Source organism: Syntrophomonas sp. UBA1041, assembly GCF_002316705.1.
Lineage (GTDB): Bacteria > Bacillota > Syntrophomonadia > Syntrophomonadales > Syntrophomonadaceae > DTU019.
Genome location: NZ_DCEA01000107.1, coordinates 1 through 23,741 on the forward strand (window position 1 = coordinate 1; position 23,741 = coordinate 23,741).

20 protein-coding genes and 2 pseudogenes are annotated in these 23,741 nt (G+C 47.8%); 14 read left to right on the plus strand and 8 right to left on the minus strand.

What is annotated here, in order from left to right; all coding sequences use genetic code 11:
* The first annotated feature begins 734 nt into the window (after positions 1 to 734).
* The 4 genes and pseudogenes from B2633_RS15600 (at position 735) to B2633_RS15615 (ending at position 3,184) form a co-directional block, all read left to right on the plus strand.
* Positions 735 to 905, plus strand: coding sequence for a hypothetical protein (locus B2633_RS15600; RefSeq protein ID WP_483171619.1), 171 nt, complete (start codon positions 735 to 737; stop codon positions 903 to 905).
* A gap of 216 nt (positions 906 to 1,121) precedes the next feature.
* Positions 1,122 to 1,790: a DUF3298 and DUF4163 domain-containing protein gene (locus tag B2633_RS15605; RefSeq protein ID WP_483171620.1), complete on the plus strand. Its 669-nt coding sequence runs from the start codon at positions 1,122 to 1,124 to the stop codon at positions 1,788 to 1,790.
* Between the two features lie 260 nt (positions 1,791 to 2,050).
* Positions 2,051 to 2,161: pseudogene (locus tag B2633_RS15610) on the plus strand (type II toxin-antitoxin system RelE/ParE family toxin); the annotation flags it as partial.
* A 276-nt stretch (positions 2,162 to 2,437) separates the two neighbouring features.
* Positions 2,438 to 3,184 (plus strand): histone deacetylase family protein, encoded by a 747-nt coding sequence (locus B2633_RS15615; RefSeq protein ID WP_483171621.1) that lies wholly within the window; start codon positions 2,438 to 2,440, stop codon positions 3,182 to 3,184.
* A 143-nt stretch (positions 3,185 to 3,327) separates the two neighbouring features.
* Here B2633_RS15615 and B2633_RS15620 read toward each other — a convergent pair whose 3' ends face one another.
* Positions 3,328 to 4,083, minus strand: coding sequence for a methyl-accepting chemotaxis protein (locus tag B2633_RS15620; protein WP_483171622.1), 756 nt, complete (start codon positions 4,081 to 4,083; stop codon positions 3,328 to 3,330).
* Between the two features lie 333 nt (positions 4,084 to 4,416).
* Entirely contained in the window at positions 4,417 to 4,644 is a 228-nt protein-coding gene (locus tag B2633_RS15625; RefSeq protein WP_483171623.1) for a hypothetical protein, read from the minus strand.
* Between the two features lie 414 nt (positions 4,645 to 5,058).
* On the opposite strand from B2633_RS15625, the gene B2633_RS15630 reads away from it, so the two are divergent.
* The 4 genes and pseudogenes from B2633_RS15630 to B2633_RS15645 all read left to right on the plus strand — a co-directional run bounded on the left by B2633_RS15630 (position 5,059) and on the right by B2633_RS15645 (position 7,979).
* Positions 5,059 to 5,193 carry a hypothetical protein gene (locus tag B2633_RS15630; RefSeq protein ID WP_483171624.1) on the plus strand — a complete coding sequence of 45 codons (135 nt, stop codon included), beginning with the start codon at positions 5,059 to 5,061 and terminating at the stop codon, positions 5,191 to 5,193.
* A gap of 56 nt (positions 5,194 to 5,249) precedes the next feature.
* Positions 5,250 to 5,345: pseudogene (locus tag B2633_RS15635) on the plus strand (SEC-C metal-binding domain-containing protein); the annotation flags it as partial.
* 242 nt (positions 5,346 to 5,587) lie between these two features.
* Positions 5,588 to 7,297, plus strand: coding sequence for a SpaA isopeptide-forming pilin-related protein (locus tag B2633_RS15640; RefSeq protein WP_483171625.1), 1,710 nt, complete (start codon positions 5,588 to 5,590; stop codon positions 7,295 to 7,297).
* Positions 7,298 to 7,385: 88 nt separating this feature from the next.
* Complete coding sequence (locus B2633_RS15645; RefSeq protein WP_483171626.1) at positions 7,386 to 7,979, plus strand: hypothetical protein; 594 nt, start codon at positions 7,386 to 7,388, stop codon at positions 7,977 to 7,979.
* Positions 7,980 to 8,289: 310 nt separating this feature from the next.
* Here the strand turns inward: B2633_RS15645 and B2633_RS15650 are convergent, their stop codons facing one another.
* On the minus strand, positions 8,290 to 9,306 hold the full coding sequence (locus B2633_RS15650) for a Fic family protein (RefSeq protein WP_483171627.1): 1,017 nt from the start codon (positions 9,304 to 9,306) through the stop codon (positions 8,290 to 8,292).
* A 272-nt stretch (positions 9,307 to 9,578) separates the two neighbouring features.
* Between B2633_RS15650 and B2633_RS15655 the strand changes: the two genes are divergently transcribed.
* Together B2633_RS15655 and B2633_RS15660 are read left to right on the plus strand one after the other, a co-directional pair.
* On the plus strand, positions 9,579 to 9,749 hold the full coding sequence (locus B2633_RS15655) for a hypothetical protein (RefSeq protein ID WP_483171628.1): 171 nt from the start codon (positions 9,579 to 9,581) through the stop codon (positions 9,747 to 9,749).
* Between the two features lie 486 nt (positions 9,750 to 10,235).
* Entirely contained in the window at positions 10,236 to 12,158 is a 1,923-nt protein-coding gene (locus B2633_RS15660; RefSeq protein WP_483171629.1) for a DNA topoisomerase 3, read from the plus strand.
* Positions 12,159 to 12,333: 175 nt separating this feature from the next.
* Here the strand turns inward: B2633_RS15660 and B2633_RS15665 are convergent, their stop codons facing one another.
* From B2633_RS15665 to B2633_RS15680, 4 genes are all read right to left on the minus strand, one after another.
* Positions 12,334 to 13,185, minus strand: a complete 852-nt coding sequence (locus tag B2633_RS15665; protein ID WP_483171630.1) for a DUF3307 domain-containing protein — start codon at positions 13,183 to 13,185, stop codon at positions 12,334 to 12,336.
* Between the two features lie 115 nt (positions 13,186 to 13,300).
* Positions 13,301 to 13,966 (minus strand): SatD family protein, encoded by a 666-nt coding sequence (locus tag B2633_RS15670; RefSeq protein WP_483171631.1) that lies wholly within the window; start codon positions 13,964 to 13,966, stop codon positions 13,301 to 13,303.
* Between the two features lie 218 nt (positions 13,967 to 14,184).
* Positions 14,185 to 14,388, minus strand: a complete 204-nt coding sequence (locus B2633_RS15675; RefSeq protein ID WP_483171632.1) for a hypothetical protein — start codon at positions 14,386 to 14,388, stop codon at positions 14,185 to 14,187.
* Positions 14,389 to 14,517: 129 nt separating this feature from the next.
* A complete protein-coding gene (locus B2633_RS15680; RefSeq protein WP_483171633.1) occupies positions 14,518 to 16,680 on the minus strand; it encodes an ATP-dependent helicase in 2,163 nt (720 codons plus the stop codon).
* Between the two features lie 246 nt (positions 16,681 to 16,926).
* Between B2633_RS15680 and B2633_RS15685 the strand changes: the two genes are divergently transcribed.
* Both B2633_RS15685 and B2633_RS15690 read left to right on the plus strand, forming a co-directional pair.
* Positions 16,927 to 17,265 carry a PadR family transcriptional regulator gene (locus B2633_RS15685; RefSeq protein WP_483171634.1) on the plus strand — a complete coding sequence of 113 codons (339 nt, stop codon included), beginning with the start codon at positions 16,927 to 16,929 and terminating at the stop codon, positions 17,263 to 17,265.
* 12 nt (positions 17,266 to 17,277) lie between these two features.
* Positions 17,278 to 18,633 (plus strand): permease prefix domain 1-containing protein, encoded by a 1,356-nt coding sequence (locus B2633_RS15690; RefSeq protein ID WP_483171635.1) that lies wholly within the window; start codon positions 17,278 to 17,280, stop codon positions 18,631 to 18,633.
* 174 nt (positions 18,634 to 18,807) lie between these two features.
* On the opposite strand, the gene B2633_RS15695 is transcribed toward B2633_RS15690, so the two are convergent.
* Entirely contained in the window at positions 18,808 to 19,416 is a 609-nt protein-coding gene (locus tag B2633_RS15695) for a TetR/AcrR family transcriptional regulator (protein WP_483171636.1), read from the minus strand.
* 200 nt (positions 19,417 to 19,616) lie between these two features.
* On the opposite strand from B2633_RS15695, the gene B2633_RS15700 reads away from it, so the two are divergent.
* Positions 19,617 to 21,815, plus strand: a complete 2,199-nt coding sequence (locus B2633_RS15700; protein ID WP_483171637.1) for an efflux RND transporter permease subunit — start codon at positions 19,617 to 19,619, stop codon at positions 21,813 to 21,815.
* Positions 21,799 to 23,715, plus strand: coding sequence for a hypothetical protein (locus B2633_RS15705; protein WP_483171638.1), 1,917 nt, complete (start codon positions 21,799 to 21,801; stop codon positions 23,713 to 23,715). The genes B2633_RS15700 and B2633_RS15705 overlap by 17 nt, the downstream gene beginning before the upstream one ends.
* The last annotated feature ends 26 nt before the right edge of the window (positions 23,716 to 23,741 follow it).

Sequence of the window (23,741 nt, forward strand, 5' to 3'; positions counted from 1 at the left end):
CATTATTTTACACCAAATGAGATTATACTAACGATTATTTACAATATATTCCTTTGCGTTATTTTATAACTCCAGCAGCTCGTTTGGCCGCGCCAAGCTGGTAAATCCGATGCCCAAAAGCTATTTTGAACCTATTCGGGTGGGAAAGGTGGGATCAGCCCTGTCCCTGTGGGAGCGGGAAGAAATGAAAAAGTGCTGCGGTAAAGATGCCGGATGATGAAGATAAAACCGCAAGTGGCAAAGGATAATATAAGATTATTCATAATACTAAGTCCCTGGATTAATGAAGGAGCGAATGAGATGCGCAATTGGGCCAGGCCGGTGGGGCTCGGGGTAAGCTGGTATGACCACGCCCGCACTAAGGCTTACGGGCCTCGTTTAATGTCGGGCGTCTTTTCCACCCCAACTCCAATCGTCACACAGCTTTGCTGCACTTGCTGACGTGCGACTGATAATATCATCCGTATTGCTTCGCCCGGTACCGATGGCAGTGTCGTATCCACCGGTAGTAATGGCTTTAGGCGATCAATTAGACACTTACAAATATTTAGCCAAACTGATAAGGCTTTCTGTTACCGACGTTATTTCTTGAAGCGATGCCGAGAGTTCTTGGGTGGAAGCTGCTTGAGCGGCAGTAGAGTCTAATTGTCAAGCAGACTCATGATAACATCCGACATGTTTATTGCCTCCAAGTTGTCAAAAATAATTTCTCTATCTAGGCCGCAGCAGCCCGGTTGTATTTTGACCTGCGCCGCAAGGGCGTGACACCCCGCAGCACCATAGATGTTTTGATTGCCTTGACCGCCATGGAGAATAAGCTATTGCTGCTGCATGATAACCGCGATTTTGATCTTATGGCAGCTTGTAATAAGGGGTTAAGTATTCTTGACAAGCCTTATGTCTAATGGCAACCCGGCAAGCCGGATGGGTCTTTGCGTGTTAGGGCTTCCATACTAGCCTCGAGATTAACGCCAATCTGATAATTCATTCATCAAATCATCCAGCAGACGATTAACTTTGTCACCCCGAGGATAACCATAGTGAGCCCGATTTTGGCTTTTACTGTAACAGATTATCACTAAATATAGCAGCATGTCATATGCTATCAGGAGGTGATAACTTTGAAAAAGGCCATAAGCTTTAATACCATAGTAATTACTGAGGAAATGAAATATGACGGCGTTACTATTTTAAACTACCGAATAGAGTATCCTCAATTCGAGTCAGCTAACTACAAAAAGACCATAAAAGCCATAAACCAGTTTTACAAAGATGAAGCCCTGGCGCTTCAAAAAAATTTCCGTACCAAGCTTTATCAAATGGCAGTTGATCAGTATCTGGATGATATTAAAAACGGATTTCCGATACATGTATTTGAAGCCTTGCAGACCTTTGAAGTAACTTATAACAGAGCCTGCATAATCAGTGCATATTTTGACAATTACCAGTATACCGGCGGAGCCCATGGCTTAACTGTCCGGACTTCTCAGACATGGAACCTGAAGACCGGGCGTAGGATTAAACTCAGAGCATTGTATAAGTGTTCCGGTGATTATAAAACATATATTAAAAAGAAAATTATTGAACAGATAAGGGAAAACCCTGATATTTATTTCGATAATTATGAGGAACTGGTAGAACAGACTTTTAATATAAACAGTTTTTACTGCACCTCGCAAGGAGTGGTAGTCTATTTCCAGCAATACGATATTGCCCCATATGCAAGCGGTATAAGAGAGTTTTTACTGCCATACAATAAATGCATAATCGATCCCGTCAGAAAATGTTAGTTTGTGAAGACTTATGAAAAAGCGCAATTAGGCCCAAAGGCACAAACCACCCCCATAAATCAAGAGGTCGCTCCGGCAAAACGCAGGAACGGCCTTTTTGAATATGAGGGGCGATGGAGCGCGGACTATACATCATATATCAGGTAATAGCATACGGGTAAGCATGGGGAAGTTGCTTTACTGTGCCATCACCAGAGCTGTAGAAAAGCTCTATTTAACTTCCCTGGCCTTGAGGCATCTTTGTTTCTTTGATAGCATTTAACTACGAACTGGCCTACACCGTTATTGAAGAAGATGAAGAAAACGTTGTCGTCATACTGGCGGGTACCCGCGAAAACTTTTATAAAGAGCTGAAACGATACATGAAGTAATGATGACCTCCCCTGAACCTTTGGCGCCATGGCTTGGTGATATATCTTTTTACCCCCAAAATCAGTCCCGGCATAAAACACATAAGTATTTGCGGCTCCTAATCTAAGCCACATGGCCAACAATATAAACTAAATAGTTCGGACTTTGGGAAGTTACTGGACTGTCCCCGGTCACGAGAAGAATATGAGGAGATGCTTATCAATGCTGGTTAAATATCAGGAGCCAGCAACAGAAGGATGCCCCCAAGTTATGGCTGAAAAGGAGGATGAGCCGCAATGAAGGTTGTTTATCATGAGGATTATAACCAGGTTTACGCGTCCGATCCCGCCGCCTCCCCGGGCAGGATCCAGGCGGTGGTGGACGCCCTGCAGGGGAGGGTCACCTGGGCCAAACCGGAACCGGCCACAGAACTGGATATCCTCCAGGTCCATACCCGGAAACATGTGGAATCGGTAGAGCGGGAAGGCGTTTACGACATCGCCGCTCTGGCAGCCGGCGGGGCCATCATGGCCGCCCGGATCGGTTTGACCGAACCTTGTTTCGCCCTGATCCGACCGCCCGGGCACCATGCCTCGGCTGACAGCTCCTGGGGGTTCTGCTATTTCAACAATATGGCCATCGCCATCGATAAATTGGTACGCCAGGGCCAAATAAAGAAGGCTTTCATCCTGGACTTCGACCTCCACTTTGGCGACGGCAACGTCGATATCCTGGGCAATCGGGCCTACGTCACCATCCGCAACCCTTCCCGGCAAAGCCGCAGCGACTACCTGAAAGAGGTGGAGAAAGCGCTGGCAGATACCGATGCCGACATGATCGCTGCTTCGGCCGGATTCGACAATGCCGAAAAAGACTGGGGCGGGCTCTTGAAGACCGAGGATTACACCACCATGGGCCGGCTGATGCGGGAAGCGGCCCGGCGCAACCGGGGCGGCTGTTTCGGCATCTTGGAAGGCGGCTACAACCACGCCGTCCTCGGCCAAAACGTGCTGGCCTTTATCGAAGGGCTGGGCGGCGAATAAGTTGGCTAGGGGATGTTTTCGAGGATGATTGATATTGGAACTTTACCCCATGCGTGGGAAACCGTTGATCGGCTAATCGCAGCACGGTATGAGCTGACCTTTCAGGTATTTGCAGCAACTGATGGGAAGGGCAAACCGGACACTTACAAATATTTAGCTAAACTAATAAGGTTTTCTGTTACCGATGTTATTTCCTGAAGCGATGCAGCAAGTTCTTGGGTGGAAGCTGCTTGAGAGGTAGTAGAGTCTAATGATTTTTGGATGGCTGCTACCACTAGATCCATTTTTTCTTCTACTTCTTTGAGGATCTTATCTACTCCAATAGTAACTTCTTTTGACACATCGGCCAATTTCCTGATTTCTTCAGCTACAACGTAAAAGCCTTTGCCGGCTGCTGCGGCGTGGGCTGCTTCAATCATTGCATTTATACCCAATAATTTGGTCTGCTGAGCAATATTTCTGACCTGTTGCATAGCCTCTTTGACTTCGCCTGTGGTTGCCACTACCGTTTGTGTCAGGCTGGATATATGATTTGATTGAACCGATATCTGCTCGGCCCCTATGGCAATCTCGTTTGAAGCCTGCCCCAACTGCTCCATTGAGGTTAGCAATTTTTCGGAAATATCCAGTACTCCAGCCTGATATTTTCTGCTCTTTGATAAGCCCAAAACCCCCACCGGGATGTCCCGATTATCTGAGTCATATATTGGCACCGCGATCACATTGGCTTCAACCCCATAGATTTCCGGAGGGAGGTATCTGTTAATTACTTTCTTGGTCTTAAGCGCCTCTCTTGCAGTGCCGCCTTGCTGTATGGGCTCTCCAACCGCAAAAAAGTCTCCCGGAGAATCCCTCCCTTTGACCAAACCCACAAATTGTTCTGTATCAGTAACCCACATACAGATACCTTCTGTGCAAAAGTGTTGTAAATATTTTAGATTGTCACACAGACTCATAATAACATCTGACATGTTCATTGCCTCCAAGTTGTTAATAATAATTCCTCCATCTGGCCGCAGCCAATAGATGTTTACCGGTCTACTGCGGGTGCATATAAGCCCGAAGCATTATACAATTTACGCAGTATGATTCCAATGTTTTCCATTGGTGATTCCCCTTTATTTCACATTACTTGCCGAGGCCGTTAATTAATAGGCTGCAAAATTAGCTTTCAGAAAACAGCTTTCGGCAAGCGTTTCTGGAAAGGCAACGCAGCCAGGGTCAATCCAGCTTTATCTTTTTTTAGATAATTGCCTTTTCGCATTGATATAAATGACATACTGCAGAAACAGGTTCACCAAAATGCAGGCCAACCAGTACATAGCCTGGTCGAATGAGTTAGCGCCCCGATAATTTAAACAAAACTCATAAACATAATAGGCAGTTACCCCTGCGAACACGAATATAGAAGAAATAAGAAATTCTGACGACATGATCACTTTTTTAAAGTTTTCTGGCATGGGTCTTCTCCCTGTCGTTGTCTTACGTCTCAAAGCCCAAATACAATTATTCTCATCGCTAACGTTTGTTTACCGGCCATGAAGTCTGATTTGTAATAAACGCAAAATCCGTGCCATACGCCTTTTTTGATCTAATGTTTTGAAGTTGATTTACGAAGTCCGTAAATCCGTCACTTTGTACAACCCATTTCCCTTTTAATTATATTAAGATTGAGTTATGGCCCATTCAGTCGGCATTTGCTAAAAAAGATGACCGTATTTGAGACATGCCCAAGCAAGCTGATGTGTATCGAATTCATACACCCGTGCTCCCCATGTATATTTGCCGTTTTTTTCCTTGTGAACGTATGGAATCATTTTTAATGATTTAACCGGTAAACAACCCGGGCTCATTGCTGAAAGGAGATGCCCACTATGCCACTGACCATTATCCACAACGACATCACCAAAATGCACGTCGATGTCATCGTCAACGCGGCCAATGTGAACCTGAAAAGGCGGCCGATACTGAAGCCTTGCTGGAGAAGTACCAAGAGCAAAGCCGGTTGAGCAGCTCATCTAGGTGGGCCAAGCCGGTTGATCCGGTGCCTAAACGCTATTCTGAACCAATTCGAGTGGAAAAGGTAGGCCGCAATCAACCCTGCCCCTGCCCCTGTGGCAGCGGGAAGAAATACAAAAAATGCTGCGGTAAGGATGTTTGATAGCGGTCATAAATCGCAGCGGGGAGCGTCAACGATAACAGAAACAAGGAACTGCGATTTACCGGTGTATGGTTTATAGGGAAAACCTCCGTTTGCAAAAATCTCACAGCTTCTCCGCCGCTCAAAACTATTATACAATCACGTACTAAATTCCCGTTGAAAGTTACATTATTATTTTAGGAAAATTTTAGAATTGTACTGTAAAATAAAGTTAATTATGTATTTAGGAAGGGAAATGCCTGATGAAAAAGATTAGCGTACTTGTAGTGCTGATTCTGGCTCTGGTTCTGGTGTTTAGCTGCAGCCTGACCGCGTTTGCCGCTGCCGAACCTTACATCTCTGCCCACCCTCAAAGCGGGGAATACACGCTGGGGCAGGAGATCCCGCCTTTGAGCGCAACGGTTGACCCCGCAGGGTACACCATTTTGTCTTGGAAATGGTACACCGGTAACGGCGGTTATTTAGGCCAGGTTAACTCGACGCCTACTTGCACTTACAATCCTTTTATAAACCCACAGCCAGGCACCTATACTTATTACGCCGAAGTGACATTGCGCCAAGAATCTCTACAATTGGTATTAAGGCCTGTTGTATTAAGGACCGACACGGCTACTATCAAGATCAAGCCCGCTGAGTCCGGTGAGCAGACCACACCCGCACCCAATGAGTTTAGGATCCAGAAGGTAGATGAGAATGACAATCCTCTGGCTGGAGCCAGCTTTCAGCTGATGGGGGAGCAGCATGCTTACACGTTCAGCAGCGGGTCCGACGGTCATGCCACCCTTACCGGTGTGGCTGACGGCGATTATGTCCTGAGCGAACAATCCGCCCCGGAGGGCTATATCAAATCCGACGACACCTATGAGGTTTCGGTGAAAAACGGCAGTATCTGGGTCTATATCGATGGAGCAGAGCGGCCTTACTCCCGGGTAGAGGAATTAGTTTTTGTAAACACCGAAAAAACTGATATACCTAAGCCCGACTCGGACCAAGAGATCAAGGTGCGGAAAGTGGACGGCAACAATCAGCCCTTGGCCGGGGCAGTGTTTGAACTAAGAGGGGCTGATCCCGGGGACGAGGATTATCAGGCCACCAGCCAGGCTGACGGCTATGCCACTTTCCCCGCGATAGCCAATGGTACCTATGAGTTGAGTGAAAAGGCCGCCCCATCCGGTTATAACGGCTCCAGCGAGACCCATACAATCATAGTCAGCGAGAGTGGGGTATTCCTGGCCGATAGCGCCGCCGCCCTGCCGCCCTATACCACCCTGATCTATGTCAACCGCCCAATACCTCAGCTCAACAAAGACGATCATTTTGCCTATATGCAGGGCTACCCCGACGGATCTTTCGGCCCGGCCCGCAATATGACCCGGGCGGAAGCGGTGGTGATGTTCTCCCGGCTGCTGTCTGAGTCCATAGACCTAAATACGGATTATCGGAACAACTACTATCCCGATATCGACCAGAGTGCCTGGTATGCCAACCAGGTCTGCTATATGCAACAACTCGGGGTTTTGGAGGATTACTCCAGAGATGTGCGCTTCCGCCCCAATGACCCGGTCACCCGGGCGGAGTTCGCCACTTTAGCCGCCCATTTTGACAACCTGACCCTGACTAACACCAACATCTTCTCCGACGTGTCCGACAACCACTGGGCGGTGAAATACATCAACTCCTCGGCGGCAAAAGGATGGATCGTAGGTTATCCCGACGGCACTTTCAAACCGGAAGCCTATATCACCCGGGCAGAGGTGGTCACTCTAGTAGACAAAATCTTAAACCGTAGCGCCGACCAGTCCTATATAACCTCCAACTGGGATTCCCTGCCCCGGCACTACAATGACCTTACCCAGAGCCACTGGGCTTTCTGGAACATCATGGAAGCCTCCATAGGCCACGACTTCATCCCCGTCAGCGATGAAGAGCAGTGGACGCAGGTGTATGAGTAAAGTGTAGAGGTCATTGCTGACCGTTCAGATATACTTTCGCCTATCTTTGGATTATATGAAGGAATTTGCAGAAATTTACTAGAAATTTATGACATGCAGTAATCCTACTGGAAGGGCGGGTATGACCATGCATGCTGATAAAGAGAAGATCGCAAATGCTATCAAAATCCTGAACAAAATGGCTAATGGGTTAAATCCGGTTTCAGGCGAGAAATTGGATGAGAATTGTTTTCTTCACGATCCCCGCATGATAAGATGCCTATTCTTCGTGCAGAATGTTCTAAATCAAGTTGTCAAAGGAGAGGCTGCCGGCAGAGGCAAAATGGAATTCAGCATAACAGCCGAAGAAAAAGATCGTATTGAGTTTCCGGATGGCTTGATCGGAGTAAACGCTTTTGCCAGATGCGTCAATAATGTCATCGACCTGAGCAGAAGCCGTAAGATAACCGGAATGGAAATCAACAAGCAATTAAAGCAGATGGGGATTCTGAGCGAGGAACTCCTCGAAGACGGCAAGAAACGAACCAAGATCAATGAGAATTCCCACCAATACGGAATCGAGACGATGAGAAAAAACTATAACGGCGTTGAATATGATATGGTCTGTTTCAATGATGCCGGGAAGCAGTTTTTGTTAGACCATCTTGAAGAAATAGCCGCAGCGAAAGCTAAAGAAACCTGATGAAATACAATATATGCAAAGTATTGAGGTTGGATTAACGAATTGCCGAAATGAATACGAAGAAATAATTAAACCCAATTGTAATCAAATTTGGCAATAGATGCCGGGCGGAATGAGTGTGAGCCTATCGCTCTCATAGATACCGAGATTGAACTGAATAGCGGCAAGATACTGGACATCGGCACCCAAGCTATTTAAGAGCCTGGGTGCCCTATTCTTACCCAAGAAGTACCATAGAATATGATATCTGCAAGTGTTATTTCCTTGAAATCGATACAATATTTTTCTTATCCATCGTGATGCCGGTAATTTAATGGTCCGTATTACGGATATATGCGGTATTTTTACCGGCACCCGTCTTAATTATATAACCCTCTTTCACCAATGCCGCCAAAGTTATCTCGACAGTCGAGGTGCTTATATCCGGGCATTTTTCCAGAATCATACGCTTCGACAGCTTTTGCAGGGTATTGTCAAATAGCTTACGGATCCTTTCCGGTTTGGAAAGATTGCGGTTTTGCATCAATTCTACCCTGGCCGAAAACTCTTTGTAGGCGCTCAAAATGACCTCCAGGTAATACCTGACAAACGGCAGGTAGGAGTTCTTTCCCTCGTGCCACTCAATTGAGCTGTCCTGCAATACCTCGTAGTAGGTTTCCTTGGTTTTTTCGATTATCATCTCGAGACTAATGTACTTGCCCACAATATATCCTGAACGGTAAAGGAGCAGAAGAGTCAACAGGCGGCTCATGCGTCCGTTGCCATCGTTAAAGGGATGAATGCAAAGAAAATCCAAGACGAACATGGGGATCAGCAGCAATGGATCGTATTTTTCAGCATTGACTGCATCTATAAAAGTATTGGTCAGGCGGTCAACAGCATCTGGAGTTTCAAATGCCGTCAGGGGTTTAAAGCGTATGTTGCGTTGGCCGAATGCATCTGTTTCAGTGATAAGATTATCCGAATTTTTGAATTTACCACCGATAGATGACGGACTGAACTGGTACAGGTCTCTATGCAACTGTAGTATTACATTGGTACGAGGCGCCATATAATCATAGCTTTCATGGATCAGTCTCAGTACCTCCCGATAACCAGCGATTTCACGCTCCGAGCGGTTGCGCGGCTCCGCCTTGAGCTTTACCAAAGCATCCAAGCGCTCATCTGAGGTATAGATTCCTTCGATTCTATTGGAGGACCCGGTGCTTTGGATTATAGCAATTTCAAGCATTGCTTCTAATACATCGGCCTTCGCTTCAATAAACAGTTCTTGTTTTCCTTTATATTCATGAATTGCTGAGATCAAATTCATTAATTCATGGTTCATTAATTCATTCGGAACGGATGTATAATCAAATTCCCTCACCGCGAACATCCTTTCTGCACAAGGAAAATGGTTATGCACAATATTAACCCCAAAATATGCAGAAGTCAATCGATACAGGGTAGAATAAAAGTTTTTCTTTCTGCACAATTATAGAATTCTAGAGTATAGATACCTTCGTTTTATGAAATGAGGGTATCAGCATTGGCCAGTGCAAGCGAAATTGATTTTATAAAAAACTATCTTCACAACTCTGGACATGAAAGTATTTTTTCTTGTGTAATCGGATCAATCAAGTACGCTCTGAAGAGAGACAAAAGACGATCGATTATGCAATTAAAGTGCTAGAAGAGAAAACCACTTTGGGAAAAGACGGCATATTTTTTTTCTCGGCTCTCGATGCTCTGGAGGGTCGTCTGGATAATGATGAGGAAAGAATCATTTGACGTTCGGCGCATCCGCATTATCCTTTTTGAGCGCCGCTCCCACGGCTTTTGGACAGGTATTTAATAAATTCCGCCGGACTATAAACGAGAATTTTACCACAGGCTGGAGGAGGAAAATGCTTTTTGTTGCCGGTTATTATTAGGGTTCCAGGCGCAGCCAGGGCCGCTTCCAGAAATGGTTCGTCGTCCGGGTCGGGGAGGTGTATCGTTAGAGGAAAGGCCGTAACCATTATTCCCGAATCTTTTATATCTTCTGGAAATTAAAATCAATTTCATTTTACTTGTAGGGCACGCAGAACCGTACCCTAGTGCCCCACAGGATCGTTTCAGCACTGGGCTTTCTCCCAGGCCGCAAAAACATAGGATATAATAACATATACAGCGGATAGAACGCAGCCGCGTTGCTCTGTAATTTAATGGCGGTTTGATAAATTTTGCCTGCTGGGGATTATACGGACTCAGTTGCGGGCATGAGGTGGTTATGTCATGGCCAAACCATTATACATCACGGAAAAACCTTCGGTGGCGGGCAGCTTTGCCAGCGTGTTGGGTATAGAAATAAACAAGTCTGACCGGGGCCGGGGCTATGCCGAAAATGGCCAGGCCATAATAAGCTGGTGCTATGGCCATCTGGTAACAATGGCTTACCCGGAGGAATACGATCCCGCCTATAAATCGTGGCGGGTAGAGCATTTGCCGATCATACCCCGGGAATTTAAATATAAGATCATTGATAATGTTGGAATCGAAAAACAGTTTGAGGTTATCAGACAACTGATGCACCGTCAGGATGTGAGCATGATCTACTCCTGTACCGACAGCGGACGCGAAGGTGAGTATATTTTTCGCCTGGTCTATCAGCTGAGCGGCGCCGATAAACCCGCCAAACGGGTGTGGATTTCCTCGCAGACCGAAGATGCGGTGAAAAAGGGCATTGAAGCCGCCAAGGACCTCAGCGAGTACGATTCCCTGTCCCAGGCGGCTTATTGCCGGGCCAAAGAGGACTGGTTGTTTGGCATGAATTTCAGCAGGATCTATACCTGCCAGTATGGCCAGCAATTGTCGGCCCGATTGAAAGAGAAGAAACGATCGGTCATCGCCATCGGGCGGGTTATGACCTGTGTTCTGGGATTAGTGGTCAACCGGGAACTGGAAATCAGAAACTTCGTGCCCAAAATCCATTATGGGGTGGCGGCCAATTTTTTGTCTCAGGACAGCGGTGTTGCCTACAAAGGTAAATGGCAACCCCAAACAGCCAAAGGGGCAAAGCCTGCCGATACACTTGAGGACGATGAAAAATACCTCGGTCAAGAGGAAGCTCAGAATATTATCGACAAGTTGCAGGGGCATGAAGCCACCGTGAACAAGGTGGAGATCAAAGTCAAGAAGGAGCCGCCGCCGCTGCTTTTCAATCTGGCCGAGCTGCAATCCGAAGCCAACAAAAAATACAAACTGCCGGTCGATAAGACCCTGGCCATCGCGCAGAGCCTGTATGAGAAAAAACTCATCTCTTATCCCAGAACCGACAGCCGGGTATTGTCCAGCGATATCGTTGCCGAACTGCCCCGGGTCCTAAATGGTTTGTATAAGAATGCCGCCTTCAAGGATGCGGTTATAAGAATCAAGGAGTTTGGGAAACTCACTATCGATAAATCCAGCAAGAGGTTTGTGGATGACAGCAAGGTGACTGACCATTACGCCATCATCCCCACCTATGTAAGCGCCGATCTGTCCAGGCTGGATCCTGACAGCCGCAATGTATATAACTTGATCGTGAAAAGGTTTCTGGCCATATTCTATCCGCCTGCGATATACAACACGGTGAAGATAGAAACCGAAATCAAAGGGGAGATCTTTGTCGCCAGCTCCAAAACCCTCAATGATGCCGGCTGGAAAGAGATCTACGAAATATCCCCGGCAAAAAATGAAGAGGATATCTCCACTTCCCCACTTCATTTGCTCAGCAAAAAAGAAAAGTGCGCCACCACCGCTTTGGATTTAGAGCAAAAAGAAACCAAACCACCTTCCCGGTTTTCCGACGCGGCATTGATTCTGACTATGGAAAAAGCGGGGAAGTATATAGAAAACGAGGAGCTCAGAGAGCAGATAAAGACCTGTGGCATTGGCACCTCTGCCACCCGTGCCGGCATCATCAAGAAGCTTCAGGATATCGGCTACATCAAAATCAATGCCAAGACCCGGATTGTTACGCCCGAGCCCAAAGGGGAGGTGATCGTTGAACTGATCCGCCGATCCGCCCAAGAGTTGTTGAACCCTGTCCTTACCGCCAGTTGGGAAAAGGGCTTATCCATGATACAGAATAAGGAGATCACCGCCGAGGTGTTTGAGGCCAAGTTGGAGAGCTATATAACCCGGACCATTGCCAAGGTCAAGAAAATTGGGATATAAAGGGCTTTTTCTGGTAATGCCAATTTCCTGGAGCATCCAGAATGATTGAAAAAACAAAAGAAATGCATTATATGAGTGAGGCATTTTGAAATCTAAAATCAAACATAATTTCTGATAAGCCAAAGGGGAAACTTTAACCAGAATATTATGCTTTGACCAGAGCTTCGATATAACCTTAACCCAATACCCAACGATAGAATAAAGCAATACTTATCGCCAATAAAGCGCTGAGTAAAGTGCCAATAAAATAGTATTCCGCAAAATCTTTGTTATTGAATTCATAGAATCTCATGGCCGTTTTGGTTCCGTATATTCCTATCAGGACCTCGTAGGCACCGGAAATAACAGCCAAAAAAGTCAGGCTTCTTTCAAGATTACCGATATAGCGTCCCGTTTTCTTGTAATTTTCTTTATTATTTATTGGATTTGAGAGCTCCGGAGCTGTCTCGGCGCCGTCGTCGTTATATTTGTTGATTGCGACTTCTTCATTGACAGGCCCTTTAATAGTTTCCAGAAACAATCTTATAAAGATGTTCGAGAAATCCGTGATTAATATGATGCCAATGATAACGAAAATGACGGTTTCAAAAAAATTGCTAAGCTCAAAAGATTGTAAGACTGTCAATATGGACGATTTACTCAGCCAGTTTATTATCAGGATGATAATCGATATATGAAGGGCCTGGTCCAGCATAAAAATCAAAGCCCTATTATTGATACCGATACATTCCCAGCAGGGTTTCTTCCAGTCAATAATTAGATGACTGACGGCCAGTAATGTGGCGATCAAAAACAACCATTTGATGTCTGAGTAATGAAGACCAAAAACTAAGATAACTATGACGCCCAGGTAAAGCAGGAAATGAATGGATGCGTGAAACAGCAGCGACTGTACCTCTTGCGATGTTTTGCCGCCGCCGTTTTTCTTCTGGGCCATATCTTCGTCTTGGAAGACGAAATCCCCGGCAAAATGAGCCAACAATAAAAGCAGGAATAACTCCAACATCCGGCGTACCTCTCCTGGCATATATAAGTTAACAGCTTAAATATAGGCATTATAAGATAAAAACTTATGCTTTTACTATAAGTTTGACGACCGCAAGGTTGACAGCTGTCTGAAAATATAAGCAATAGACTGATATTTAGCGGTTATTAGCGGAAGAATGATAACCGAACAGAGTGTTTAGGAGCTGTTTGACATTTCCTTCTGCTTCCCTGATTTCAGCTATCCTGCTTTTATACATCATTTGGCTTACGGCGGATTGTGAAATCCCTAATTGGGAAGCGATTTGCACTTGATTCATATTGGCCCTAATGCAGGCATGAATCAGTTTATTTTTATCGGACCACAAATTCCGAACCTGCGACAGCAATAACAGCGATGTATTCACAGCTAATCTGGAATTGTCCGCTGGCGGACTATGAAATATTATTACATGTCCTTTATATTTGTGAGCTTTGTCCATAGCCTCCCGGGCCTCGTAAAAGGCAGGCCCGTCCATACCGAGAGCCACATCGTTGATTTTAGTGCTGATGCTCCCATAACCGACTCCAAATCTTATTTGAACAGGCTCTATTGCTTCTACAATATCAGTAATAATATCAAATAGCAGATTGGTGGGCCTTAATAGACCCTGGAATTCGTCGCCTAGAGTAATCAAAAATTTCGATATGACGACTTGTGAGTATCGTTCATTAATATTGTGCAGCGTTGACTCCAGTTTGTCTTGAATAGCTTCGCGGTCGGTGATTGATTTTGACTTTACAAGGTCGCCAATGATAGCAAGATAAGTATTGTCAGGTTCCATTGTGATGTTTTCCCCCAGAATCCAAGCCTTACACAAAGGCTTAAAAGCCTATGCTATTTAAAACGCACTTTGTTACATATTATATCCATAAAGTGGAACCGTGGCGAGGACTGGGCCGCTGTTTCTGATTCATCGTAAATATCGGCCGGCAAAACAATCTCCTGCAACTGCAAACTGATTTCATATGGGTAACGGAAATGCGCTGCCCCCCAAAGCCCTCATTCAAATAAAATCGGCTGGCCGCCGGTTGGGTTTTCTGTGCCGCTTTTCTGCTGATGAGGGGACTCTTCCTGATCCGGCTTCAATCTGAACGGATAAAGAGGACACTTATTCATCGGGCATAACGCCACTTCTTTCTTGCTATGATTAGAACACTGCAGGCAATAAGCCCTGATCGCCTGTCCCATCGTCCGTTTGATCATTGTCTTCCTCCTATTGATACCAGATTATTTGATAAAAAATGGGGTGACAAATGGGCCTGACGCCCTTTTTGCCACCTTTTTCCGCTCCCGCAAACAGAGCCAACAGTCTGACGGTTCTCTGTTTGTCTGTCACCCCTCTGCCGCCAGGTTGGCTTTAAAGCTGATTTTACGCAGAGTTGCCAGGTCATCGAACTTGATCACGTAGGCAGCCTGGTCGCGGTCGATATCCAGCACTTCCCCGGGGCCCATGATGCTGTGGACGATACGGCTGCCGGGCCTGAAGGAGATCCCGTCCGGAGCCGGTTGCAGCATTTTCTCGCTGTTGCGGATGCTCCACTTGCTTTCAGATATAAGGCTGTCGTCCAATGGGTTGGTGTAAGTCAGGAAGGTCTGGTCCACATTGAAAATGAAGCGTGAAGGAAAGCGGTAGGAACCATCCAGATTCCGCCCCTCCGCATCGGTTAAAAACAAACCCTTTTCCGCCCGGGTGAAGGCCACGAAGGCCAGGCGCCGTTCCTCTTCCATGCCCTCCAGGGTCGCGGTCTTCTTGGAGGGAAACACGCCTTCCTCCAGGCCGCACAGGAAAACATAGGGGAACTCCAATCCCTTGGCGGCATGCACGGTCATCAGCTTGACCGCGTTCTTGCCGGAAGCTGCGTCACTGTTGCTCAAAAAGGCTACGTGGGCCAGGTAGTTTTCCAGGGTGCTTTCCTCACCGCAGGAAGTTTCGTATTCATAGACCGACTGCTTCAGCTCCGCCAAATTGTCCAGCCGCTCCTGACTGCCCTCCGTCCTGAGCATGGTCTCATAACCGCTCTGATCCAGGACGGCGCTCAAAAGCTCGGAGATGGGGACGCCATGATAGCCGGCGGCAAAACCCTCGATAAGGGCCAGGAACCGTTTGGCCCGGGTATGGTTGAAAATCTCATTATCCATGCTCCTGGCCAGAGCCTCATACAGAGAACAATGATTCTGCTCGGCGTAGTTACGCAAAAACTTAATACGCCGCTCGCCGATACTTCGTTTGGGCACGTTGACTATCCGCAGGAAAGAGAGATCGTCTTTATAAACGATCAGCCGCAGATAGGACAGGGCATCCTTGATCTCCATGCGCCCTAAAAACTGCACACCGCTGTATATGCGGTAGGGCAATTCTTCCTTGAGGAAGACTTCTTCCAAGGTGCGGGAGACATAGTGGGCGCGGTACAGGATGGCGATGTCGCTGAGTTCCACCCCCTGACCGGCCAGCTCTTTGATCTGCGCTGCCACCCACCACGCGCCTTCCCGGCCGGTGCGGGCATGGTGGTAAAGCACCGGGGCGCCGTCCGGCAGCATGGGATGCAAATCCTTTTTGATGCGGTTTTTATTGTTGTCTATCAGGGAATTGGCCACCGCCAGAATCTGCGGCGTAGAGCGGTAATTGCGCATCATCATGATGGTCCGCACCTCCGGGAACTCTTTATCGAAATCCAGCAAATAGCGCACCTTGGCGCCCCGCCAAGTGTATATGGTCTGATCCGGATCGCCTACGATAAAAAGGTTTTGGTGGTAGCCACACAAGACCTTCATGAGCCGGTACTGCAGCTCGTCGATATCCTGGTACTCATCGATCATGATGTATTCCAGGCGCTGTTGCCACTTTGACTTGATCTTCTCATCGACGCTGAAGATATACAGTACATACTTGATCAGGTCATTGTAGTCCAGGGCGAAGCATTTTTTCTCCTGGTACAGGTATCCATAAAAAATTATATCCTCCGCTTCCACCGCCTGCAGATACTTTTGGTGCAGCCGTTCCAGCGGAAGCGCGATCATGTCCTGGTAGTACTCGGGTTCTTTGAATATCTTGCGTATTTCGATCATATCGCGCGCTCTGGAGAAAGTCATGTGTCTTAGTGTCAGGCCGCGTTCTTCATAAATGATCTTCAGCATGGTGTCGATGTCGGAGTTGTCCAACACCAGAAAACTTTTGGGATACTGCACCGCGTTGATATCCTCCTGCAGAACGGATACGCAGAAGCCGTGGAAAGTGCTTATATAGCCGGTATCGTTGTCGCCGGTCAAGAGACGGATGCGCTGCTTCATCTCATGGGCGGACTTATTGGTAAATGTCACGCAGAGGATGTTGGAGGGCATAACGCCGATCTCATTGACCAGATAGGCGAAGCGGTACGACAAGGCCCTGGTTTTGCCGGAACCCGCACCCGCGATGACGCGGATGAAGCCTTCGGTTGAGGTCACCGCTTGCCGTTGCTCTTCGTTGAGTTCTTCTAATATATTACTCCAACTCAAGGATCAACACCTGCCTGGTAATAATCTGCGCTGAATAGAACGAGCGTTCGATAACTAGAGTATAGAAGTTTTGCCGACTCAAAGCAAGTGTCAAATGGAGAGTGAATAGGGGCAGGCGCGTGGGGAGGCATGCCCATTCCTCCCCCCATGCCTCCGCCTGACTCTTAATTACCTTATTGACATACCTAGAACAACTAGGTATGATCTGTTTATACATAGAACTGTTAGGTATAGAGGGGGGATTCAATGAATGTATCCAAAGATCTGATCGCCGCTTCGGCAACTCCTCTCATTTTGGCAATTCTCAAGGAAAATGACAGCTATGGCTACGCTATCATCAAGCGGGTCAAAGAGATGTCCGACAATGAATTGATATGGACGGAGGGGATGTTGTATCCGGTCCTGCACCGCTTGGAGGAGCAGCAGCTCATTGAATCCTACTGGCAGAAGTCAGAGACCGGGCGGCAGCGCAAGTACTACCGCATCAAAGAACGAGGGCTGGAGGAGTTGGAAGTGCAGAAGAGGCAGTGGGAAGTGGTGGTGGCGGCTTTGGCCAGGACCTGGAGCGACCGGGGCGATTCATAAGGGAGGGTTAAAATGTTTGACTTGGAGACACAGATAAATTCCTGGCGTGATCATTTGAGAGCCCGGGGCAACTTTACCGAAACTGACATCCGTGAGCTGGAAAGCCACCTGCGGGATGAGATCGATGATCTAACCTCAGCCGGATTGAGTCCCGATGAGGCATTTCTGATCAGTGTGAAGCGGTTGGGCAATGCCGATGCCATCTCCAATGAGTATGCCAAAGTAAACACCGAAAACCTGTGGAAGCATTACATGCTGGATCCGCTGGACCCGGCATCCCAGCGGCAAAACCGGCAGGATGTGGTTTTGGTGGTGCTGTTCGCGCTTCTATCCGGCACCTTGATTAAAATTCCCGAGCTGTTCGGGTTGAGTATCCAGAATCAAAGTGCCGAATTATTCTATTTGAAAAACATAAGCCTGTTTGTTTTGCCCTTTGGGGCTGCTTTTTTCTTGATCAAGCGTCAGCATGATGTCAAAACCTGGTCGATTATCATGGGGATATTCGCTCTGGCAGCAATCATCATCAATCTTTATCCGTCATTTGCGCCGCATCACACCGCTTATTTAAGCGTCCTGCATCTGCCCATGTTTTTATGGCTGCTCACCGCTGCCGCTTATATCGGTAGAGATTGGCAAGGCCGCCAGGGGAGAATGAACTTCATTCGCTTCAGCGGGGAGACCTTCATCTACGGTGTGCTGGTCATGGCGGGAGTGGTGGTCCTGGGCTTATTCACTATTGCTATATTTGAATCCATCGGCATCGACGCGGAGGATTTCATCGTACAATACCTCTTTATCTACGGGGGCTGTACTGCGGCCATGGTCAGCATTTACCTGGCCGACGCCAAGAAGAGTATCGTGGAGAACTTTGCACCTATTCTGGCCAAGATATTCAGCCCGCTGTTTCTAGTCACCATGGTCAGCTTCCTGGCAGTAATGGCCGCAACCGGTAAGAGCCCTTTCATGGAGAGGGAATTCCTGATCGCCTTCGATTTCATGCTGGCTATGATATTGGGGCTGGTCTTGTATGTGATCTCAGCCCGGGATATAAATCAGCCTGTCAACCTGTTCGACTACCTGAATATGGCTTTGATCATTACGGCACTGCTCATAGACGGAGTGGCTCTGTCGGCTATCCTGTTCCGGCTATCGGCATTCGGCATCACCCCCAACAAAGTCGCTGCGCTGGGCGAGAATTTGCTCTTGTTGGGTAATCTGGCCGGTCTGGCGTGGATGTATGGGGGGTATTTCCGAAAGAGATTGGATTTCGCCCGGCTGGAGAAATGGCAGACCGATTACCTGAACGTATACCTGGTCTGGACGGCCTTCGTGGCCTTCATATTCACGGTAATCTTTAAGTTCGTCTAGGAAATACTAAGGGCCGGGTCGAGACCACTGAAAAAGTAGTCTTTTAAACCGCCATTGCGTACTTTCTAGTCCAATCTGATCGGTTAATCAATAATCGGCGCTGCAGCAACTGTCCAAAATAAGTATTCAGGTCTTGTAACGCGGTGTAACGAGGTCACCCCTTCGCAGCATAAGTCACCGCTCCGAACCCTTCCGGGCATCGCGGTGCAGGAATTCAATGCCGTTCTGGATCATGTCTTCAGCCACCTCGGCCAGCTCCTGGGGGGATGCCTCCATGCCGCCGTCGAGCCAGGCCTGTATCAGCCCGATGCAGCCGGCTATGGTGTAGGAGGCGAAGTATCGATAGCGCTGGGCGTCGTTTTCCGGCCAAGTTTTCATCAGCGAGTACAGGCACCTCTCTTCCACCAGCTTCTTCAGCTTCTCCACAAAAGCCATATCGCCATAGGGCCCCAACAGCATTTTGCAGAAGGTGTGGTTGTCGGCGATATACTGCAGCATATCTTGGATATAAGGCTTGGGGGTATCGGTCATAGCCAGGGGAAAGCGCTGCGTTATTTCCTCCAGCTCCTCAAGCATCTCCGCTTCGATTTGTGACAGCATGTCATGAATATCCCGATAGTGCAGATAAAAAGTGCCCCGGTTGATATCCGCCAGGTTGACCAGCTCCTGTACGGTGATGTTGTTGCGTTTTTTTTCCAGCAACAGGGTGGCCAGGCTCTCCTTGAGGATTCTTTTGGTCTTGCGGATGCGCCGGTCAACTGGTTTTTTTTGACGGCTACTCATTAAATCTCTGCCTCCGTTTCAATTAATGAATACTCCGGCGGGATTTGTTCAGTAATGGACAAAAGCCCTTTTTATTGGTCATTGCACAATCTTGTAATAAAACTATAATATAATTTGAGACTATAATCAACAGATGTATTTTAATAACTAACTGTTCATTAAAATACTATATATCAATTATAACAGCGGGCGGTGATCAGATGTTGAGGAAAGGGGAGCGGCGACAGGATGATTCTCCCCGGGGCGGCGATTTCAGAGGGCATGCCATTGTGGATTTTATTTTGCACCGCAGTAAACTGATAGAAAAGATTTTTGCGGTGATTTTCATCATCAGCGCCATCTGCATACCTTTTGTGGGCGTCAATTATGATATGAGCAAATATCTGCCTCGGGATATGTCTTCCAAAGTGGGCATCGCCCTGATGGAAGAGGAATTTGGTTATCCGGGCACGGCCCGAGTCATGATCAGTGACGTCTCCATCTATGAAGCCAAGACCTATAAAGACCGCATCGCCGGCATCAGCGGAGTAGACAGCGTGATTTGGGCGGATTCGATGACTGACATCAACCAATCCAACCTGTTTATACCCTACGAAGAGATCGAGGATTATTATAAAGACGGTTATGCGGTGATGGATATAACCTTCACCGGCAATGACTCCGCCCGCAGCACCCGGGAGGCCATCAAGGCCATAGAAAACATGTTGGGGGATAAAGGATATTTCAGCGGGCCGGCGGTGCAGGACAAATTTTTAAACGATGTGCTGGCCAAAGAGATGGTGCTCATATTGATCTTCGGCATCCTGCTGATTTTAGCCATTCTCACCCTGGGCACCCATTCCTGGTTTGAACCCGTCGTTTTTTTGACCGTTATCCTCATATCCATCGTGATCAACCTGGGCAGCAACATCATACTGGGCGAAATCTCCTCCATAACCCTGAGTATAGCCGCGGTCCTGCAACTGGCCGTGGCCATGGATTACACCATCATCCTGCTGGATAATTTCACCAAGGAGAGGAAGCGCCAAATCCATGTGGAAGAGGCTTTAACCAATGCCATCAGGAAGAGCATCATTCCCATCGCCTCGGCAGGCATTGCAGCCATCGTGGGGTTTTCCGCCCTGGTCTTGATGCGCTACTCTATCGGCCAGGATATCGGACTGGTGCTGGCCAAAGGGATCGCCATCAGCCTGGTGACCGTTATGCTGCTCACCCCGGCCTTTGTATTGCGATGGTATAAACTTATTGAGAAAACCGAGCATAAGCCGCTGGTTCCCGCCTTCGACCGGGTGGCCGATAAGATCCACCAGTATCGCTTTGTCATCCTGATAGTATTGTTGCTCTTGGCAGTTCCATCCTATGTGGGTAAAAGCATGAACGATTTCAGTTTTGGCAACCAGGCCATGGGCCTGACCCCCGGAACACAGATTTATGCAGATGATCAGAAGATAAGTTCTGTATTCGGCCGCCATAATTTAGTCATGGCTCTGGTTCCCAACAGCTCCATGGTTACTGAAGCCAAGCTCTCCGAAGAGCTGGAGGCCCTGCCTTATGTGAAATACGTGACCTCCCTGGCCAACTCCCTGCCGGACGGGGTCACTCCGGATATTCTGCCCGACAGCGTAACCAGCCAGCTGCATTCTGAAGATTATGCCCGCATACTAATACCCATCAAAACCGGTGCAGAGAGTGAACTGGCCATCAACAGCGTCAAAGAGATTACCGAGCTAGTAAAACAATACTATCCAAACAACTCTCATGTAATTGGCGCTACTCCCTCGACAATGGATATTAAAGCGGTAATCGTGGAAGATTGGCATAGCATTGATAAGCTGTCCCTACTGGGAGTGGCCCTGGCCATCATGCTGACCTTCCGTTCCCTGGCCCTGCCCATCGTACTGATGATCCCCATCGAAATGGCAATTTTCATAAATATGACGGTTCCCTACTTGATGGGCGACCGCATCATGTTTATGGGCTACATGATCGTCAGCTGCCTGCAGTTAGGGGCTACGATCGATTATTCCATCGTGATGACCTATCATTACCTGGCGCAGCGTAAAGCCCATGGCAGAGTAGAGGCCTCCAAGCAGGCTTCCGCGGCCAGCATGCTTCCTATCCTGACCTCAGGGCTGATCTTGTCGGTGGCTGGTTACGGGATCACCTTTTTGTCCAGTGTATCGGCAATTGCCGACCTGGGCCACTTGGTAGGCAGAGGAGCTTTGCTGAGTATGTTCATGGTCATCGCCCTGTTGCCCAATCTGTTTGCCTGGACCGACCGGCTGATTATCTTTGGCGACAGCCAGGTGATGCCGATAAGTAAGTTGTTTAAACGAAAAAAATATAAGAAAACCGAATTTGAAGCAGGGGAGGAAGAAAATCATGAAAACGCATACTAGAATGAGGGTCTGCAAGGGATTAGCAAGAAAAATAAGCGCCGCAGCACTGGCGGCGGTATTGAGCATAACTTTCATACTGCCCGGCCCTGCTGTCTATGGGGCCGCCCCTACGGTCACTACCGATGAAACGATATATATCAACCTGGATTATTATGGCGGCATCGAGGCTGTGAGTGTGGTCAAGAGCTGCAGTCTTAATGGAATAAGCCAGTTCCAAGACTATGGGGTCTATGAAACGGTGACCAATATGTCTGGTTACGATGCTCCGGTGGTCAACGCCGACGGGGTGCATTGGGATCTGGGCCAAACCTCCAATCAACAGCGCTTTTATTACAGCTGTAAGGTAAAAAACGATGCCGTCACACTACCCTGGACTATGGATGTGGATTACAAACTGAACGGGGTGCCGTGTGAGGCCGGGAATTTAGCCGGCGCCGCCGGTCTGGTGGAGATCAATGTTCATGTCAAACCCAATGAGCAGGCCAGGGATTATTACAAAAACAATATGCTGCTGCAGGTGGCAGCCTATATAAACACCGAGGAAGCTTATAGTGTAGATGCTCCCGGCGCCCAGCTCCAGTCTCTGGGGACCTACAAGGTAGTGCTATTTGCCGCCCTGCCCGGGGAAGAGGAGACCTTCACCATCCGCATCGGCACTGACTGCTTTGAAACCCAGGGTATTACCATGATGATGATTCCGGGAACACTGAGGCAGATGGAAGATATCAAGGAGATCAAGGAAGCCAAGGATACCATCTACGATTCGGCCGATGCCATATACAAAAGCATGAATGAGCTGATGTATACTGTGGAGAGCATGAATGCCGGGCTCAATGATTTGAAACGCGGCGCCATTGAAGCGGAAGAGGCTCGCCAGACTTTGAGCGCCGGCAAAGACCAGATGTACGCCTACGGGGAAACAGCCTTGGAAGATATGGCCAATGCCAATATACAGCTCAAGAAGATGATCCCCTATTATAAAACCGGGCGTAAAATGACCCGGGATCTTGGCGACGACATCGGCGGTCTGGTGGATGCCATAAAGGAAATGGAGGGGCCCCTGGAGGATATGAACGGTTCACTGCGCAATGCGGTGGGTGATCTGGAAGACTTGCAAGGTATGATCTACCTGCTCAATACCCAGATCGAATCCGCTCTCAACGAATTGGGCCAGGTGGCGCAGGCGGGATTGGCCACGCCCTATGAAGCCATCCAGCTCAAGGGCCATGCAGAAATAGCCGCTACCATAGGTGAGTATTCCGGCCATATAGATTCGCTGTTGGGGGAGACTGCGGCTATGGCCGACACCAGCGCGGAAATCATGGACATCACCCAGGATCTGATCGATGAAACCGTGGATTTGGATGGTACCCTGGATGGATACCAGGACGATATCCTTGATCTGCTGGACAACTGTCAGATTCTCACCGAACTCATGAACAGCAGTATTGATAGTACATTTAACTTCTTGACTTATTCCAAAGGACTGTTACAGGTGAGCGGGGATCAAATGGACGGAGCGGCCGCCTCATCTTTGAAGGGACTGACCGATGTGCTGGACAAAAGCATATTGGGGCTATCCACCGTGACTTCCATGCGTGCTGCCAATGACACCATCAAAAAAACCATTGATAATGAATTCGATAAAATTGAAGAGGAAAATAATTTCTTAAATCTGGATGCTAAAGCCGAACTGATTTCATTTACTTCGGACAAAAATCCGCCCCCCACCAGTATTCAAATCGTACTGCGCACCGCAGAGATAAGTCTGGATGACGGGGGCGACAATAGTTGGGACCTGGAAATCCCCAAACAGGATATCGGGTTTATGGCCCGGCTCAAAAACCTGTTCAATAAAATTTTGCAGTTATGGCCCTCCAGAAATCATAATAATAGTTAAGCGGAAGCCGTAGAAATCTCCATGGT